Origin of the sequence: Isoptericola halotolerans, from assembly GCF_003003075.1 — a bacterium.
Lineage (GTDB): Bacteria > Actinomycetota > Actinomycetes > Actinomycetales > Cellulomonadaceae > Isoptericola > Isoptericola halotolerans_A.
In genome coordinates this window covers 64490-78866 of record NZ_PVTX01000003.1, presented here as the reverse complement: position 1 = coordinate 78866, position 14377 = coordinate 64490, and the positions used below count along the sequence as shown (strand labels likewise).

13 protein-coding genes are annotated in these 14377 nt (G+C 72.7%); 5 read left to right on the top strand and 8 right to left on the bottom strand.

Features of this window, described 5'->3' with window-relative positions:
- Window positions 1-13: 13 nt before the first annotated feature.
- The 3 genes from BCL65_RS05795 to groL all read left to right on the top strand — a co-directional run bounded on the left by BCL65_RS05795 (window position 14) and on the right by groL (window position 3064).
- Entirely contained in the window at window positions 14-748 is a 735-nt protein-coding gene (locus BCL65_RS05795) for a LytR C-terminal domain-containing protein (protein ID WP_106266087.1), read from the top strand.
- Between the two features lie 127 nt (window positions 749-875).
- Window positions 876-1079 (top strand): transcription antiterminator/RNA stability regulator CspE, encoded by a 204-nt coding sequence (gene cspE / locus BCL65_RS05790; RefSeq protein WP_106266085.1) that lies wholly within the window; start codon window positions 876-878, stop codon window positions 1077-1079.
- Between the two features lie 350 nt (window positions 1080-1429).
- The gene (gene groL / locus BCL65_RS05785; protein ID WP_106266083.1) at window positions 1430-3064 is read left to right on the top strand and encodes a chaperonin GroEL; all 1635 of its coding nucleotides are present in this window, start codon (window positions 1430-1432) and stop codon (window positions 3062-3064) included.
- 184 nt (window positions 3065-3248) lie between these two features.
- Here groL and BCL65_RS05780 read toward each other — a convergent pair whose 3' ends face one another.
- From BCL65_RS05780 to BCL65_RS05765, 4 genes are all read right to left on the bottom strand, one after another.
- Window positions 3249-3536: a WXG100 family type VII secretion target gene (locus tag BCL65_RS05780; protein ID WP_106266452.1), complete on the bottom strand. Its 288-nt coding sequence runs from the start codon at window positions 3534-3536 to the stop codon at window positions 3249-3251.
- A gap of 262 nt (window positions 3537-3798) precedes the next feature.
- Entirely contained in the window at window positions 3799-4527 is a 729-nt protein-coding gene (locus BCL65_RS05775) for an HD domain-containing protein (RefSeq protein ID WP_106266081.1), read from the bottom strand.
- A gap of 104 nt (window positions 4528-4631) precedes the next feature.
- Window positions 4632-6239, bottom strand: a complete 1608-nt coding sequence (locus tag BCL65_RS05770; protein ID WP_106266079.1) for a sensor histidine kinase — start codon at window positions 6237-6239, stop codon at window positions 4632-4634.
- Window positions 6236-6979 carry a response regulator transcription factor gene (locus tag BCL65_RS05765; RefSeq protein ID WP_106266077.1) on the bottom strand — a complete coding sequence of 248 codons (744 nt, stop codon included), beginning with the start codon at window positions 6977-6979 and terminating at the stop codon, window positions 6236-6238. Before BCL65_RS05765 ends, BCL65_RS05770 begins: the two co-directional genes overlap by 4 nt.
- An 89-nt stretch (window positions 6980-7068) precedes the next feature.
- Between BCL65_RS05765 and BCL65_RS05760 the strand changes: the two genes are divergently transcribed.
- A complete protein-coding gene (locus BCL65_RS05760) occupies window positions 7069-8445 on the top strand; it encodes a hypothetical protein (protein WP_106266075.1) in 1377 nt (458 codons plus the stop codon).
- Between the two features lie 3 nt (window positions 8446-8448).
- Here the strand turns inward: BCL65_RS05760 and BCL65_RS05755 are convergent, their stop codons facing one another.
- A complete protein-coding gene (locus tag BCL65_RS05755; protein ID WP_106266074.1) occupies window positions 8449-9078 on the bottom strand; it encodes an NYN domain-containing protein in 630 nt (209 codons plus the stop codon).
- Between the two features lie 80 nt (window positions 9079-9158).
- Between BCL65_RS05755 and BCL65_RS05750 the strand changes: the two genes are divergently transcribed.
- A complete protein-coding gene (locus tag BCL65_RS05750) occupies window positions 9159-9950 on the top strand; it encodes a type 1 glutamine amidotransferase (RefSeq protein WP_243400828.1) in 792 nt (263 codons plus the stop codon).
- A gap of 114 nt (window positions 9951-10064) precedes the next feature.
- Here the strand turns inward: BCL65_RS05750 and BCL65_RS05745 are convergent, their stop codons facing one another.
- From BCL65_RS05745 to BCL65_RS05735, 3 genes are all read right to left on the bottom strand, one after another.
- On the bottom strand, window positions 10065-10802 hold the full coding sequence (locus BCL65_RS05745; protein WP_106266072.1) for a PspA/IM30 family protein: 738 nt from the start codon (window positions 10800-10802) through the stop codon (window positions 10065-10067).
- An 88-nt stretch (window positions 10803-10890) separates the two neighbouring features.
- Entirely contained in the window at window positions 10891-13041 is a 2151-nt protein-coding gene (locus BCL65_RS05740; RefSeq protein WP_106266070.1) for a TPM domain-containing protein, read from the bottom strand.
- A 71-nt stretch (window positions 13042-13112) separates the two neighbouring features.
- Complete coding sequence (locus BCL65_RS05735; protein WP_243400826.1) at window positions 13113-14348, bottom strand: AI-2E family transporter; 1236 nt, start codon at window positions 14346-14348, stop codon at window positions 13113-13115.
- Between the last annotated feature and the right edge of the window lie 29 nt (window positions 14349-14377).

Genomic DNA, 14377 nt, shown 5'->3' with positions numbered 1-14377 from the left:
TACCCTGTCCGGCGTGACCAAGAGCCAGTACCCGTTCCCGCCCGACGAGTTCGACGTCCGCGGTCCGGAGGGCGCGCCGGTGGGTGTCCACCGCGAGCCCCGGAGCGGGTGGAGCTCGGTCTGGCCGTTCCTGCTCGTCGCCGTGGTCTTCGCCGGCCTGGGCGTCGGGATCATCTCCTTCCTGTCCGACGGCGGCGACACGCCCACGGACAACCCGCCCGTGGCGTCCGAGCAGTCCGCCTCCGCAGAGGGTTCTGGCGAGGGCGAGGGCGAGGGCGGGGGCTCCGAGGGCGAAGGGTCCGGCGAGGAGCCCACCGACGGCTCGGGCGACGAGGGTGACGAGGGCGAGGGCGCCGAGGGCGACGAGACCGAGGAGCCGTCCGAGGAGCCGAGCGACGATGCCGCCGAGATGCCGGGCGACCCGGCGGCGGCTGACCTGTCGGCGCGCGTCGTGGTCTGGAACGACATCTCGGGGGCGGAGGCCGCCGGGCAGGCCGGTGCGACGGCCGATCTCGTCACGGGTGCCGGATTCGCCGACGTCGGCGCTCTCGATGCACCGGCGGCGCCGGTCACGCTCGCGGGCGTCTACGACGAGACCACGGTCCTGTTCGCCGACGGGCGAGCGGACACGGCGACCGCGGTCGCGGAGGCGGTGGGCGCCGCCCCGGCGAACGTGCAGCTGTCCGACGACCTCACGAACAGCCCGACCGATGCCGTCTGGGTGATCATCAAGGAGCCCGTCGGCTGAACCGGCGCGGTCCGCGGGGATCGCGACACCCTGGATTCGGATGCTTCCCTTCGAGTGACCTCCGCCACTAGTCTCCTGTCCACTGCGGGGCGCCGGCCCCGTGTGCCAGAACGATGAGGAGAAGTAGATGGCCCAGGGCACCGTCAAGTGGTTCAACGCCGAGAAGGGGTACGGCTTCGTCACGCCGGCCGACGGCGGACAGGACCTGTTCGTCCACTTCAGCTCGATCCAGGCAGACGGGTACCGCACCCTCGACGAGGGGCAGCAGGTGGAGTTCGAGGTCGGCCAGGGCCAGAAGGGCCCGCAGGCGGAGCAGGTCCGCCCGCTCTGATCGTGCTGACCTAGACGTGCAGCGTCGGCGAGGGCCGGCGTCCGACGGCGCATCGATGCGTCGGGGGCGCCGGCCTTCGTCGTGTCCGGGTCCCGCCGTCGGGCGCTGACCTGGCCGGACCGGGCGCCACTGGAGCGCCACGGTGCGCTGGCGGCGGAACGTCTTGCACTCTCGGGGGGAGAGTGCCAATAATGGGTTAGCACTCTCGGCCGTCGAGTGACAGCCGGGGTGAACAACCTTGGTCGAAAGGTGAGGCACGCCCACGCCCGTGATGTGAACGGTGCGGGGGCGCGTCGTCCGTCGCGGGCACCGGCCGACCATCCACCAGCCACAGCGGAGGATCAGTCCCCATGGCCAAGATCATCGCGTTCGACGAGGAAGCTCGTCGGAGCATGGAGCGCGGGCTCAACCAGCTCGCCGACACCGTCAAGGTCACGCTCGGCCCCAAGGGCCGCAACGTCGTCCTGGACAAGAAGTGGGGCGCCCCCACGATCACCAACGACGGTGTCTCCATCGCCAAGGAGATCGAGCTCGAGGACGCGTTCGAGAAGATCGGCGCCGAGCTCGTCAAGGAGGTCGCCAAGAAGACCGACGACGTCGCGGGTGACGGCACCACCACCGCGACCGTGCTCGCCCAGGCGCTCGTGCGCGAGGGCCTGCGCGTCGTCGCCGCCGGCGCCAACCCGATCGCCGTCAAGCGCGGCATCGAGAAGGCCGTCGAGGCCGTGACCGAGCAGCTGCTCAACGCCGCGGTCGACGTCGAGACCAAGGAGCAGATCGCTGCCACGGCCGCGATCTCCGCCGGCGACCTCGCCATCGGCGAGCTCATCGCCGAGGCCCTCGACAAGGTGGGCAAGGAAGGCGTCATCACCGTCGAGGAGTCGAACACGTTCGGCCTCGAGCTCGAGCTCACCGAGGGTATGCGCTTCGACAAGGGCTTCCTCGCCCGCTACTTCGAGACGGACCCGGAGCGCCAGGAGGCCGTCCTCGAGGACCCGTACGTCCTGATCGTCGAGTCGAAGATCTCGAACGTCAAGGACATGCTGCCGCTGCTCGACCAGGTCATGAAGTCGGGTCGTTCGCTGCTGATCATCGCCGAGGACGTCGAGGGCGAGGCCCTGGCGACCCTGGTGCTGAACAAGATCCGCGGCACCTTCAAGTCCGTCGCCGTCAAGGCTCCGGGCTTCGGCGACCGCCGCAAGGCCATGCTGCAGGACATCGCGGTGCTCACCGGCGGCCAGGTCATCACCGAGACGGTGGGCCTCAAGCTGGAGAACGCCACGCTCGAGGAGCTCGGCCAGGCCCGCAAGGTCGTCGTCACCAAGGACGAGACCACGATCGTCGAGGGCACCGGCGACGCCGACCTCATCGCCGGTCGCGTGCAGCAGATCCGCTCCGAGATCGAGAAGTCCGACTCGGACTACGACCGCGAGAAGCTGCAGGAGCGCCTCGCCAAGCTGGCCGGCGGCGTCGCCGTCATCAAGGCCGGCGCGGCCACCGAGGTGGAGCTCAAGGAGCGCAAGCACCGCATCGAGGACGCCGTGCGCAACGCCAAGGCTGCCGTCGAGGAGGGCATCGTCGCCGGTGGTGGCGTCGCGCTCATCCAGGCCGGTGCCGCTGCGTTCGCCAAGCTCGAGCTCGAGGGCGACGAGGCGACCGGTGCGCAGATCGTCAACGCGGCGATCTCGGCCCCGCTGAAGCAGATCGCCATCAACGCCGGCCTCGAGGGCGGCGTCGTGGCGGAGAAGGTCCGCGGTCTCACCCCGGGTCACGGCCTCAACGCCGCGACCGGCGTGTACGAGGACCTGCTGGCCGCGGGCGTCAACGACCCGGTCAAGGTCACGCGCTCCGCGCTGCAGAACGCTGCGTCGATCGCCGCGCTGTTCCTCACCACCGAGGCTGTCGTCGCGGACAAGCCGGAGCCCGCCGGGGCCTCGGCCGGCGACGGTGGCGGCATGGGTGACATGGGCGGCATGGGCTTCTGATCCACGTCCGCTCGGCGCGGTAGCCCGCGCCACGCACGACGGCGGCCGGTCGTCCTGGGAAGTCCCCGGGGCGACCGGCCGCCGTCTTGCACTGCATTCGTGGTTGTGGGCGCGATTTCTGGCCCGTATTGCCCGGTATGGGCATCAATCGAGCCCAGAAATCGCGCCCACAACGCCTACCGGGTCAGCGGGCGAAGAGGCGGGCGGCCTGGCTCTCCGCGTCCGCATAGGTGGTCGAGGCGGACTGCAGCGCCGCCGTCACGGAGTCGAGGGCAGCCTCGACCTGCGTCTGCGCCGACTGCCACTGCGTCATGACCCCCGCGAACGACGTCGCGGCGCTGCCGTGCCAGCTCGACTGCAGATCGTGCAGGTGGCGCATCATCGCGCCGACCTCGGCCCGGATGGCTCCCACGGAACCGTTCACGGCGGCGCTCGCCTGCGCCACCCGCTCGCTGTCGACCTCGTACCGCATGCTGTCTCCTCCGTCGTCGTCCCGGTGGACCGGGCTGAGCACGACGGTAGGGCTCAGCGAGAGGCGCGCGCCGCCGTCGTCCACAACCTGTGGACGACCGTCTACCTCGCCGGGTGGGCCACTACCTCGGCGGGCGAGGCCCTACCTCGCCGGGTGGGCCACTACCTCGGCGGGCGAGGCCCTACCTCGCCGGGCGGGGCGCTACCTCGGCGGGCGGGGCGCTACCTCGGCGGGTGGGCCACTACCTCGGCGGGGGGGTGGGCTACTGGCGGGCCGGGCCCGCCGTCGCCTCCAGGCCGAGCTTGCGGCGCTCCTTGACGAGCCGGTGGAGCTCGGCGTCGAGGTTCTGCCGGGCGGGCTCCTCCCACGTGGCGCCGAGCGGGCTCACGTAGAGCCTCGAGCGGCCCAGCAGCTTGGTCAGGACCTTGATCCGCGCGTCGAGGTAGTCGGACAGCGGGATGTGGGCGTACTCGGCCCGGATCTCCGCGACGTACTCCTTGTAGCGCTGCGGCTCCGCGGCGAGCATGCCCAGGTCCGCGTCGTTGAGCACCGCCGAGTCGAAGTCGCCGGCCGCCGCCTTGTGCCGGGCGAGCGTGTCGACGAGCTCGCCGACCCGGTCCGCCGAATCGACGGGCACGCCGAGCTCGACAAGCTGCGTGCGCGCGAGCTCCGCGCTGAGCGTGGTCTGCTCCCCGCCGCGGGTCGCGTAGGCGACCTTGCGGTCCGCGTCGAAGACCGCTCCGTGGTACCAGGCGGCGAGCCGGACGAGATCGGGCTCGTGGGTCTCGTGAGCGAGCTCGTCGACCCGGTGCAGGACGGCGGCCAGGTGACGCAGGTTGTGGAAGTGGCGGCCCGGCCCGGACCAGCGCTCGATGAGCTCTTCACCCACCGAGCGGATCGAGTCCTCGGGCTTCGTGGCGCCCGCCCCTCGACAGGTGCGGACGAACGCCGAGAGGAACCACTGCGGCGCGCTGGCGCTCAGGACGCCCATCGCTATCAAGACCTTCGCTCGGAGATCGTTCTCTGTCTCCCTGCCAGCCTACGACCGCCGACCGACAATCGTGATCGGTGCGGCCGTCTGCGCCGACGGGGCCGTCACGCAGCGTAGCGGCCCGCGGGCGGGAGGAGAACCCGCACGGTCAGTCCACCGCCGGGCGTCTGCGCCACAGCTGCGGAGCCGCCGTGCGCCCCCAGGATCGCCGCGACGATCGCCAGACCCAGGCCGGATCCGCCGGACTCCCGGTTGCGCGAGGAGTCGGCGCGGTAGAAACGCTCGAAGATCCGCCCGGCCTGCTCGTCCGAGACGCCGGGTCCGTGGTCGCGCACCTCGACGACGACGCCCTCGGCCACCGTCCCGAGGGCGAGCTCGGCGGGCGACCCCGCCGGCGTGTGCCGGGCGACGTTCCCCACGAGGTTGGTCAGGACCTGCCGCAGCCGGTCGGCGTCACCGACGGTGTGCAGGGCGGCCGGCGGCGCCTCGCCGGGCCGCAGCCCTGTGACCGCGACGGCGCGCGTCGGGTCGAGGGCGTGCAGGTCCTGAGCGGTGTCGTGGGCGAGCGCCGCGAGGTCGACGACCTCGTGCCGCATGGGGCGGCCCTCGTCGAGGCGGGCGAGGACGAGCAGGTCGTTGACGAGCGTGCCCATCCGGCGGGCCGAGTCCTCGATGCGGACCATCGTGTCGTCGACCTTCTCGTCCGTGTCCAGCGCGCCCATCCGGTACAGCTCGCCGTACCCGCGCACCGTGGCGAGCGGCGTGCGCAGCTCGTGGCTCGCGTCGGAGACGAACCGGCGCATGCGCTGCTCGGAGGCCTCCTGGACGGCGAACGCCGACTCGATCTGCGTGAGCATCACGTTGAGCGAGCGCGACAGCGAGCCGACCTCCGTCGAGGAGGGCTGCTCGGGCACGCGCTGGGACAGGTCGCCCTCCGCGATGGCGGCAGCGGTGGCCTCGATGCGGCGCAGCGGCCGCAGGGAGTGCTGCACCAGCCAGAACGCGAGCGCGCCGCCGAGCAGGACGATCCCGATGCCCGACCACAGCAGGGAGCTCGACAGGTAGGCGGTCGTCTTGTCGACGGCGGCCAGGGGCAGCGCGACGTAGGCGGCGCCGTCGAGGGTGTTCCCGTGGTCGGGGCTGCAGGGGATGGACACGACGCGCCACTGGGACGGGGCCGAGCCGCCCGTGGAGTCCACGGTGAAGGGCTCGAGGCCCCGCTCGACCACGCTCGTCAGGGACTCGTCGGGGATCGCCGGTTCGCCGAACGTGTCGAGCGTCTGGGGCCAGCCGATCGGCGCTTCGTCGTAGCCGTTGCAGCTGACCAGCGCGACGGAGTAGTCGCTGGGGATGCGGGGCCCGGTCTCGTCCGGGCCCCGGACCGTCATCTCCGCGACGTTCTGCGCCGACTGCTTGAGCTGCGAGTCGAGCTGGTCCACGAGGTAGTTCGAGACCACGGTGCGGGTCGCGATCCCCGCGAAGACCATGCCCGCCCCCAGCAGCAGCACGATGATCGCGACCAGGCGCACGCGCAGCGGCACCCGGCTGAGCCAGCTCCAGCGCCGCTCGCCCGGCGTGCTCGGGGCGGGTTCCGCCGTCGGCCCGGGTGCGTCCGTGCCCGACGGCGGTGCCTCGGCCGCGCTCGCCGCTCCGGGAGCCTCCGGTGCGGCGAAGGTCGGCTCGATGCCGTCGGGGCGGTCGCGGGGGGTCATCGCTGCGGTGCCCGCAGGAGGTAGCCGACACCGCGCTTGGTGTGGATGAGCGGCGGGAGCTCGACGTCCGCGCCGTCCGGCCCGGGGACCGTCACGTGGTCGATCTTGCGGCGCAGGTAGGAGATGTAGGACTCCACGATGTTCGCGTCGCCGCCCCAGTCGTACTGCCACACGTGGTCGAGGATCTGCGCCTTGGACAGGACGCGGCCTGCGTTGAGCATGAGGTAGCGCAGCAGCTTGAACTCGGTGGGGGAGAGCTCGATCTCGACGCCGGCGCGGTGCACCTCGTGGCTGTCCTCGTCCAGGGCGAGGTCGCCGACGCGCACCACGGCGTCGTCCTCGGGCTCGCCGCCGGCGGTGCGCCGCAGCACGGCACGGATCCGGGCCACGACCTCCTCGAGGCTGAACGGCTTGGTGACGTAGTCGTCGCCGCCCACCGTGAGGCCCTGGATCTTGTCCTGGGTGTCGTCACGAGCGGTCAGGAAGAGCACCGGCGTGTGCCGGCCGGTGGCACGCATCCGGCGGGTGACGGTGAAGCCGTCCATGTCGGGCAGCATCACGTCGAGCACCACGAGGTCCGGCTCCGTGTCGCGCACGAGCTGCAGCGCGCTCGTGCCGTCGGCCGCGGCGTGCACCTCGAAGCCGGCGAAGCGCAGGGACGTGGAGAGCAGCTCGCGGATGTTCGGCTCGTCGTCGACGACGACGAGCCGTGCTTCGGGGGCGTCGGTGGATGCGGCCATGGGTCCAGTGTGCGCCGCATCCCTGAAGGTTTCCTGAACGTGCGGCGTACGAGTCGCGCGGACTCCTCCCAGCACCCAGGATGCGGTGTGTGACCTCCGCCGAGACCGTCCCCCTCCGCTCTCGTGGTGACGCCGTGCGCCGGTGGGTCGCCGCCGTCCTGGTGGTCGTGACCACCCTGCTCGTCGTCGCGTCGTCGGTGGCGGTGTGGGCGCACCGCACGGTGTTCGACACCGACGACTTCATGGACACCGTCGGGCCGGTGCTGGACGACCCGGCGTTCTACGACGCCCTCGCGGACAACGTGACCGAGCAGACGCTGCTGGCCCTGGACCTCGACACCCGCGTCTCCGCCCGGCTCACCGAGCTCGACGAGGTGCTGGCGCTCGCCCTCGTCGAGCGGCTCGAGGTCGAGCCGGGGCCGTTGCTGGAGGCGCTCGGCACCCGCGTCGACCGGCCGACGCTCGCCGCGCTGACGCCCGTGGTGGTCGACCGCCTCGAGGAGCGGGTGGAGAAGGTCGTGGACCGCCTCGTGACGTCCGAGGCGTTCCGGGAGCGGCTGCCCCGGCTGGTCGAACGAGCGCACACCGGGGCGATCGCGCTCGCGCGCGCCGACGTCGAGGACCACCCGAACGTCTACCTGACCGACGACGCCGTCATGCTCGACACGACGCCGCTGATCGCCGAGGCGCTCCGCGAGGCGCTCGGGAGCGTCGGTGACATGCTGCCCGGTGTGACGCTGCCCGACGCCGTCACGGAGAACGCGCCGCAGGCGCGCGCCCAGCTCGGCGAGGCGCTCGGTGCGCGGCTGCCGGACGACTTCGGCCAGGTGGCCCTCCTCGACCGCGAGACGTTCGACATGGTGCAGGGGACCGTCAGGACCGTGGACCGCGTCGTGTGGGCGCTGGTGGTGGTCACCGTGCTGCTCATCGTCGCGACCGTCCTCGTGGCGCCCGACCGCCGGCGTGGTGCGATCCAGCTCGCGATCGGCGTGGCTGCCGGCCTGGTGATCGCGGCCGCCCTCGTCGCGCAGCTGCGAGGCCTCGTCGTGGAGGCCGCCCGCACCCCGGACGGCGAGCGGGTCGCCGGCGTGCTGTTCGACGCGGTGTCCGGAGGGCTGCACGAGATCCTGTGGCTGATCGGGATCATCGCCGTCGTGGCCGCCGTCGTCGCGCTGCTGCTGGGACGTCCGGCCTGGCTCGGACGCGCCGCGGACCGGTGGCCCTGGGTCGGCACGGTGAGCGGCCAGGACGGCAGGTTGCCACGGCGGGTCGCCGAGCACGCCGACGCCCTGCGGTTCGTGGCGGTCGGCCTGTCCGTGCTGGTCGTCGTGGTCACCGGGTTCAGCTGGGTCGCCCTGGTGCTCGTGTCGCTGGCGCTCGTGGGCAGCCTGGTGGGCATCTCGGTGGCGCAGCGCATCGCCGACGTGCCGGGTGGGCGTCGCTCGACGCCCACCCCCACCCCCTGAGCGTCAGAGGTAGCGCAGCGGGTCGAACTCGTCGATCGGGATGATCCGCACGCGCGGCAGCGGGCTGGTGAAGGCGTCGACGTCGCCCTCCAGGTCGAAGATCTCCAGCCCCTCCTCGGTCAGCGAGGTGAGCTGGCCGTTGACGAACTCGCGGAAGGCCAGCAGCCCGACCCGCCGGCCGTCGTCGGCCAGGAGGCGCTCGATCTGGGGCAGGAAGTCGCCGTCGTGGCTCGCGAGCAGGACGTCGCCCTCGCGCCCGGCGATGGCCTCCAGGGTGCGCTGGATACCGAGGTCGACGACCTTCTCGTCACCGTTCGCCGCCAGCGGGATGGGCCGGTAGCCCATCGCGAGCAGCGCCTGCACGAACGACATCGGCATCTGGCCGCTGGTCGCGTTGAGGAAGAACAGCGGGACGACGTCGGAGCCCCACACCTTGCTCGCGAACTTGGTGATCCGGTCCCAGCGCGGCCGCTCCTCGGGGTTGGGGCGGCGGTTCAGCACGTTCATGCCGAGCGTGGCGTCGATGTTCTCGCCGTCGACCAGGAGGTACGTGGTGCGGGTCGGCTCGTTCGGCGACGCCGGGCTCGGCGACGGCGCAGGCGAGGTGATCGGCGCGGAGAAGGGGGAGACCATGCGCCCAGGGTACGCGGGCCGTCGTCGCTCCGGCGGTCGAGCATGGACCGCGGCGACAGGTCGGAGTAATCTCAGCGGCCGTGCCCGACTTCACACGCTCCGACCACCCGCAGGTGACCGTCCTGCAGCACGGCTCCGACGTGCCGCTCGACCGGTACGCCCGGACGTTCCCGGGAGCCCGCGTCGTCCGACCCTTCGCCGGGGACCCGGTGCCGTCGCTCGAGGAGTGCGGTGACGGCCTGATCGTCCTCGGCGGGCAGATGCACGCCTACGCGGACGACGACGCCCCCTGGCTCCCCGCGGTGCGCTCGCTCCTGGCGCGCGCCGCCGTCGACGGGCTGCCCACGCTCGGCATCTGTCTCGGTGCCCAGCTGCTCGCCGTCGCCGGCGGGGGAGCGGTGCAGGTGGCCGCCCCGCCCGGGCGGGAGGCCGGCGTCGTCGACGTGCACTGGCGTGCCGAGGCGCTGGAGGACCCGGTCCTCGCACCGCTCGTCCGGTCCGCCGGCGCGACGTGTTCCGACGACGTCGAGACGCCTGGCTGCGTGACCCCGGTGGTCTCGATGCACTCCGACGCGATCATCGAGCTGCCCGCGGGCGCCCAGTGGCTCGGCTGGTCCGACATGTACCCGTACCAGGCGTTCCGCTGGGGCTCCGCGCTGGGTGTGCAGTTCCACCCGGAGGCGAGCCCGTCCCTGGCGGTGCGCTGGGCGCTCGGGGAGGTCGACGTCGACACGGCCGCCGTCCATGCCCAGGTGACCGCGCACGACGACGGTCTGGCGCGGACGGGCGACCTGCTCGCCCAGGCGTTCCTCGAGCAGGTGCGCGGCGCCGTCGACGGCCCGGACGAGGTCGCGCTCGCCGCAGCCGGCTAGCACCCCGAGGTAGTGCGGGCCTCGCCGAGGTAGTAGCGCGCCGGCCGAGGTAGCGCGCCAGCGCTACTACCTCGGCGACGCCGCTACTACCTCGGCCTCGGCGCCCCTACCTCGTCAGGACTCGATCTGGTTCTGCGGGGTGCCCGCCTTGAGCGCGGCGAGGCGGGCCTCCAGCTCGAGGTCCTCCATCGACCCCTCGAGCTCGGAGAACTGCGACTCCAGGGAGGACGCCGCGATCTCCGCCTGACCCATGGCCTGCGCCTCCTCGCGGCGCACCGCCTCTTCGAACCGCGAGAGCTCGCTGGTCGGGTCCATGATGTTGATGGAGCTGATCGCGCCCTGCACGGTCTGCTGCGCCTCGGCGGCCTTCTGCCGGGCGACGAGCTGGTCGCGCTTCGACTTCAGCTCGACGAGCCGGTCCTTCATCTGGGCCAGACCGGTCTTCAGCTTCTCGACCGTGACCTGCTGCTGCTCGATCATCGGCCGGGACGTCGTGACCTCGTTCTCGGCGTCGAGCTGCTTGCGCAGCGCCACCTTGGCGAGCTGGTCGAACTTGTCGGCGTTGACGGTGTCGCCCGCGCTGCGTCGCTCGTCGGCCTTGCGGGAGGCGGCCAGCGCCTTGGCGCCCCACTCCTGCACGGACTGCACGTCCTCGTGGTAGTCCTGCTCGGCCAGCCGCAGGTTGCCGATCGTCTGGGCGATCGCCTGCTCGGCCTCCGCGATGTTGTTCGTGTAGTCACGGATCAGCTGGTCGATCATCTTGGCCGGGTCCTCGGCACGGTCCAGCATCGCGTTGATGTTGGCCTTCGCGAGCTGGCTGATGCGCCCGAGGATGCTCTGCTTCTGCGTCATGACGTGCCTTCCTGGTCCGTGATTCCCGCTGGTTGGTGTTGATGACTAGGACGACGGCGGAGGCTCCGTGGTTCCCGGCGCGTCGACGTCAGAAGCGGCCACCGGCGCCGCCCCGGCCGCCTCCCCCGCCGAAACCACCCCCGAAACCGCCGCGGGAACCGCCGCCGAACCCGCCACCGAAGCCCCCGCCGAACCCGCCGCCGTAGCCGCGGCCCCGCCGTCGGCCGCGCCCGGAGCCGCGCAGGACCGAGTCGAGGACGATCCCTCCGAGGATCATGCCGCCCACGTCGGAGGAGCGGCGACCGGGACCGGCGAACCCTCCCTGCCGCATGTCCCAGCCGGAGGTGTCGGTCTGCGCCATCTGGGTCGCCTGCTGGACGTAGCGCTCGGCCTGCTGCGCCGTCGCGAGCGCCGCGTGCGGGTCGGTGGCCTGCAGCGACCGGGCCTCGGCGGCGAGGCGCTCGGCCTCGGCCAGCCGGGTGCGGGCGTCGGGGCCGACGGCGCCGCGACGGGTGGTGACGAAGCTCTGCGTCGCGCGGAGCTGGGACTCGACACGACCGAGGACGTCGCGCAGCAGCGCCTTGGCGCGGGCGTCGGACTCGGCCTGCTGCCGGGCGGGTGCGAGGGCGGCGTCGAGGGCGGCCTCCGCGGAGGTCAGGCGGGCGAGCGCGGCCAGCGGGTCGCCGCCGTCGCGGGCGCTGCGGGCCTGCTCGGCAGCGGACCGCGCCTCGGCGGCGGCGCCCTGCGCGGCCAGGTCGCCGGACGCGAGGCGCTCGGCGTCGACGATGTCCTGCGTGATCGACGCGATGCCCTTGTCGAGGTTGGTCGCGGCGGACGCGAGGTCGTCGCCGGCGCTCGCGACCTCGTCGAGCAGGGTGACAGCTTGCCCGAGCGCGTTCTGCGCCGCCCGGGCCTCGGCGACTGCGACCGCCTTCTTGCGCTTCTGGACGGCGGTCCGCCCGGCCGCGACCGCCTCGCGGGCGTTGGTGACGAGCGCTGCCACCTGGTCCGGGTTGTCGCGCACGGACGCCAGCGCCGACGCGGGGTAGGTGGCGGTCAGCCCGGCGAGGGTGCTGCGGGCGACCTCGATCCGCGCCTCGATCTCACCGGCGCGCTGCTCGGTCTCGTCGAGCACCTGCGGCGCGCGGGACTGCAGGCGGCGCAGGTCGTCGAAGGAGTCGGCCTGGGCGTCGAGGGTGGCCGCCGCGGCCTCGCAGCGCCGGATGACGTCGGCCAGCACGGCGCGCTGCCGGGCGGCGTCCGACGGCGGCGCGTCGCCGAGGGAACCACCCGGCGGGACGCTGTCCTCGAGCCCCTGGCGCAGCCGGAAGGCCTCGGCGACGTCCGCGCGGGCCTCCTCCAGCGCCGCGGTGAACTCCCGGGTCGCCTCGAGCCCGAACTCCGCCTGCGCGAAGCCGAGCTCCTGCTCGGACGTCTTGATCGCGTCGTCGACGGCGACCAGGGCGCTGCCGGCACGCTGGGCGAGCTCGGTGGTGGTGATGTTGGCGAGCGGGTCGGGGTCCGGGCCGCCGGCCCCCGTGCGGGCGGCGGCCGCGGCGGCGCCGCGACGGGTCAGGTCCTTGTCCCGCCGCGAGCGGGACCACAGGAAGACGCCGCCGGCGGCGACGACGGCGATCCCGCCGACCAGCAGCGGCCCGGGCACCGGGAGCCCGCCGGAGGAGTCGCCGTCGTCCGCGACACCGGTGGTGGAGGCGTCGCCGGAGCCGGTGACCGCCAGCGTGGCGTCGACGGCGGCGACCGTGGCGCCGGCCCAGTCGTCGTCGCGCAGCTCGTCGACCGTGGCGTCGCGGACGGCGTCGAGCTGCTCGTCCGACAGGTCGATGTTGTTGTCCCAGCTCAGCCCGTAGAGGCGGTCCTCGGTGGCGACGGCGAGCAGCAAGTCGTCGGGGCCGAGCTGGGCGTTGGTCGCGGTGGCGTCCGCCCAGCTGCGCCCGTCGGTGCCGTCGAAGCTCTCCGCGTAGACGACGAAGAGCTGGTACGAGCTGTCCTCCGCGAGGGTGTCGAGGGCGTCCTGCACCTCGGCGACCTCGTCCTCGCTGAGCACCCCGGCGACGTCCGTCACGTCGCCGTCCAGCTCGCGCAGCGGGGGCTCGGCGTGCGCGGTGGTGGCCGTGAGGGCGAGCAGCACCGGCAGCGCGACCGTGAGCAGCAGCGTCCGAGGGGCGAGGAGGGCCACGCGTCGCCGCGTGGCCTGGGTAGACGGGATCACGGTCTGCATCGTTCCGCGCGTGCGGGCACCGCGCAATCCCGCGCCGGGTGACGTTGACCGCGTCGGTCAGTCCGGCGGGTTCACTCGAGACCGTCGGCGCGGCGCTGGTCCACGGTCCTCGCCGCCTCCCGGGCGGCCCGCGCGTTGCGCGCCCGGCGCGAGCCCTTGCGCGACGGCGCACGTTCCGGGTCGCGGAGCAGCTCGGAGTCGATCAGCTCGTGCCGCTGCAGGTAGGTGTTCGCCACCGCCTGGATCGTGGCGGCGATCGGCAGGGCCAGGAACGCTCCGAGCGCCCCGAACACGGCACCGAACGCGAGCACCGCGACGAAGCTCATCGCCGGGTTCATCTCCAGCGCGCGGGCCGAGACCTTCGGCGAGAAGTAGAGGTTCTCGAGCTGCTGGTAGGCGATGATGAACGCCAGCACCGCGACGGCCTGCGGCACCCCCTGGGACGTCAGGGCGACCGCCACGGGCAGCGCACCGCCGATGTAGGTGCCGATCGTCGGGATGAACTGCGAGACGATGCCGGTGAACAGCGCCAGGGGCAGCGCGTACGGCGTGCCCACGATCACCAGGAACACCGCGGTGAAGGCGGCCGAGAGCGCGGCGAGCACGATGCGCGAGCTGATGAAGTCGGACACCTTGACCTGGGTGATCTCCCACAGGCGCAGCACCTCGGTCTGGCGGCCGGGGCTGAGCCACCGGCACACCGCGGCCCGGAACTGGGGCCCGGCGGCCATGAGGTAGTAGGTGACCAGGCCGATCGTCAGCGCCGCGAAGACGAGCCCGACCACCGTGGTCCCCACGGCGATCGTCCCGGTGGCGACGTCGGTGCCGTACTCGGTGACGAGCTGGGCCAGCAGGTCGTCGGACGCGGGCAGCTCGACGTCGAAGGTCTCCTGGATCCTCCCGCTCGCCGCCACGTACAGCTCCGGCAGGACGCCGACGAGCTGCACGAGCTGCTGGATGAACAGGTTGCCGAACAGGGCCAGCACCACGAGGGCCACGATCACCGAGCCGAAGAACGCCGTGCCCGCGGCGAGCCCGCGCCGCCACCCGTGCCGCACCAGCCAGGTGACGACCGGCTCCAGCGCCAGCGTGAGAAAGAACGCGATCAGCAGGTAGACGAACAGGGTGGTGAGCTGGCCGAGGGCCGTCCACGTCCAGGCCGCGACGAACACGGCCACCGCACCCATCACGAGGACGCGGGGCACCCACCGCGGCGGGCGGGCGGAGTCGTGCAGCACGGGGCGGGTGCCGCCGTCCGGGGCGTCGTCGTCGGGCACGTGCGGTGGCGTACCGCCGTCATCGGGCATGAGTGCACCGTAGGGCGTCGCCGAGAGTT

Coding starts and splice junctions, on each gene's coding strand:
- BCL65_RS05755 (WP_106266074.1), bottom strand. CDS start 9,078: ATGGTCTCCCCCTTCTCCGCGCCGATCACCTCGCCTGCGCCGTCGCCG.
- BCL65_RS05770 (WP_106266079.1), bottom strand. CDS start 6,239: ATGACCCCCCGCGACCGCCCCGACGGCATCGAGCCGACCTTCGCCGCA.
- BCL65_RS05735 (WP_243400826.1), bottom strand. CDS start 14,348: ATGCCCGATGACGGCGGTACGCCACCGCACGTGCCCGACGACGACGCC.
- BCL65_RS05780 (WP_106266452.1), bottom strand. CDS start 3,536: ATGCGGTACGAGGTCGACAGCGAGCGGGTGGCGCAGGCGAGCGCCGCC.
- BCL65_RS05745 (WP_106266072.1), bottom strand. CDS start 10,802: ATGACGCAGAAGCAGAGCATCCTCGGGCGCATCAGCCAGCTCGCGAAG.
- groL (WP_106266083.1), top strand. CDS start 1,430: ATGGCCAAGATCATCGCGTTCGACGAGGAAGCTCGTCGGAGCATGGAG.
- cspE (WP_106266085.1), top strand. CDS start 876: ATGGCCCAGGGCACCGTCAAGTGGTTCAACGCCGAGAAGGGGTACGGC.
- BCL65_RS05775 (WP_106266081.1), bottom strand. CDS start 4,527: ATGGGCGTCCTGAGCGCCAGCGCGCCGCAGTGGTTCCTCTCGGCGTTC.
- BCL65_RS05765 (WP_106266077.1), bottom strand. CDS start 6,979: ATGGCCGCATCCACCGACGCCCCCGAAGCACGGCTCGTCGTCGTCGAC.
- BCL65_RS05740 (WP_106266070.1), bottom strand. CDS start 13,041: ATGCAGACCGTGATCCCGTCTACCCAGGCCACGCGGCGACGCGTGGCC.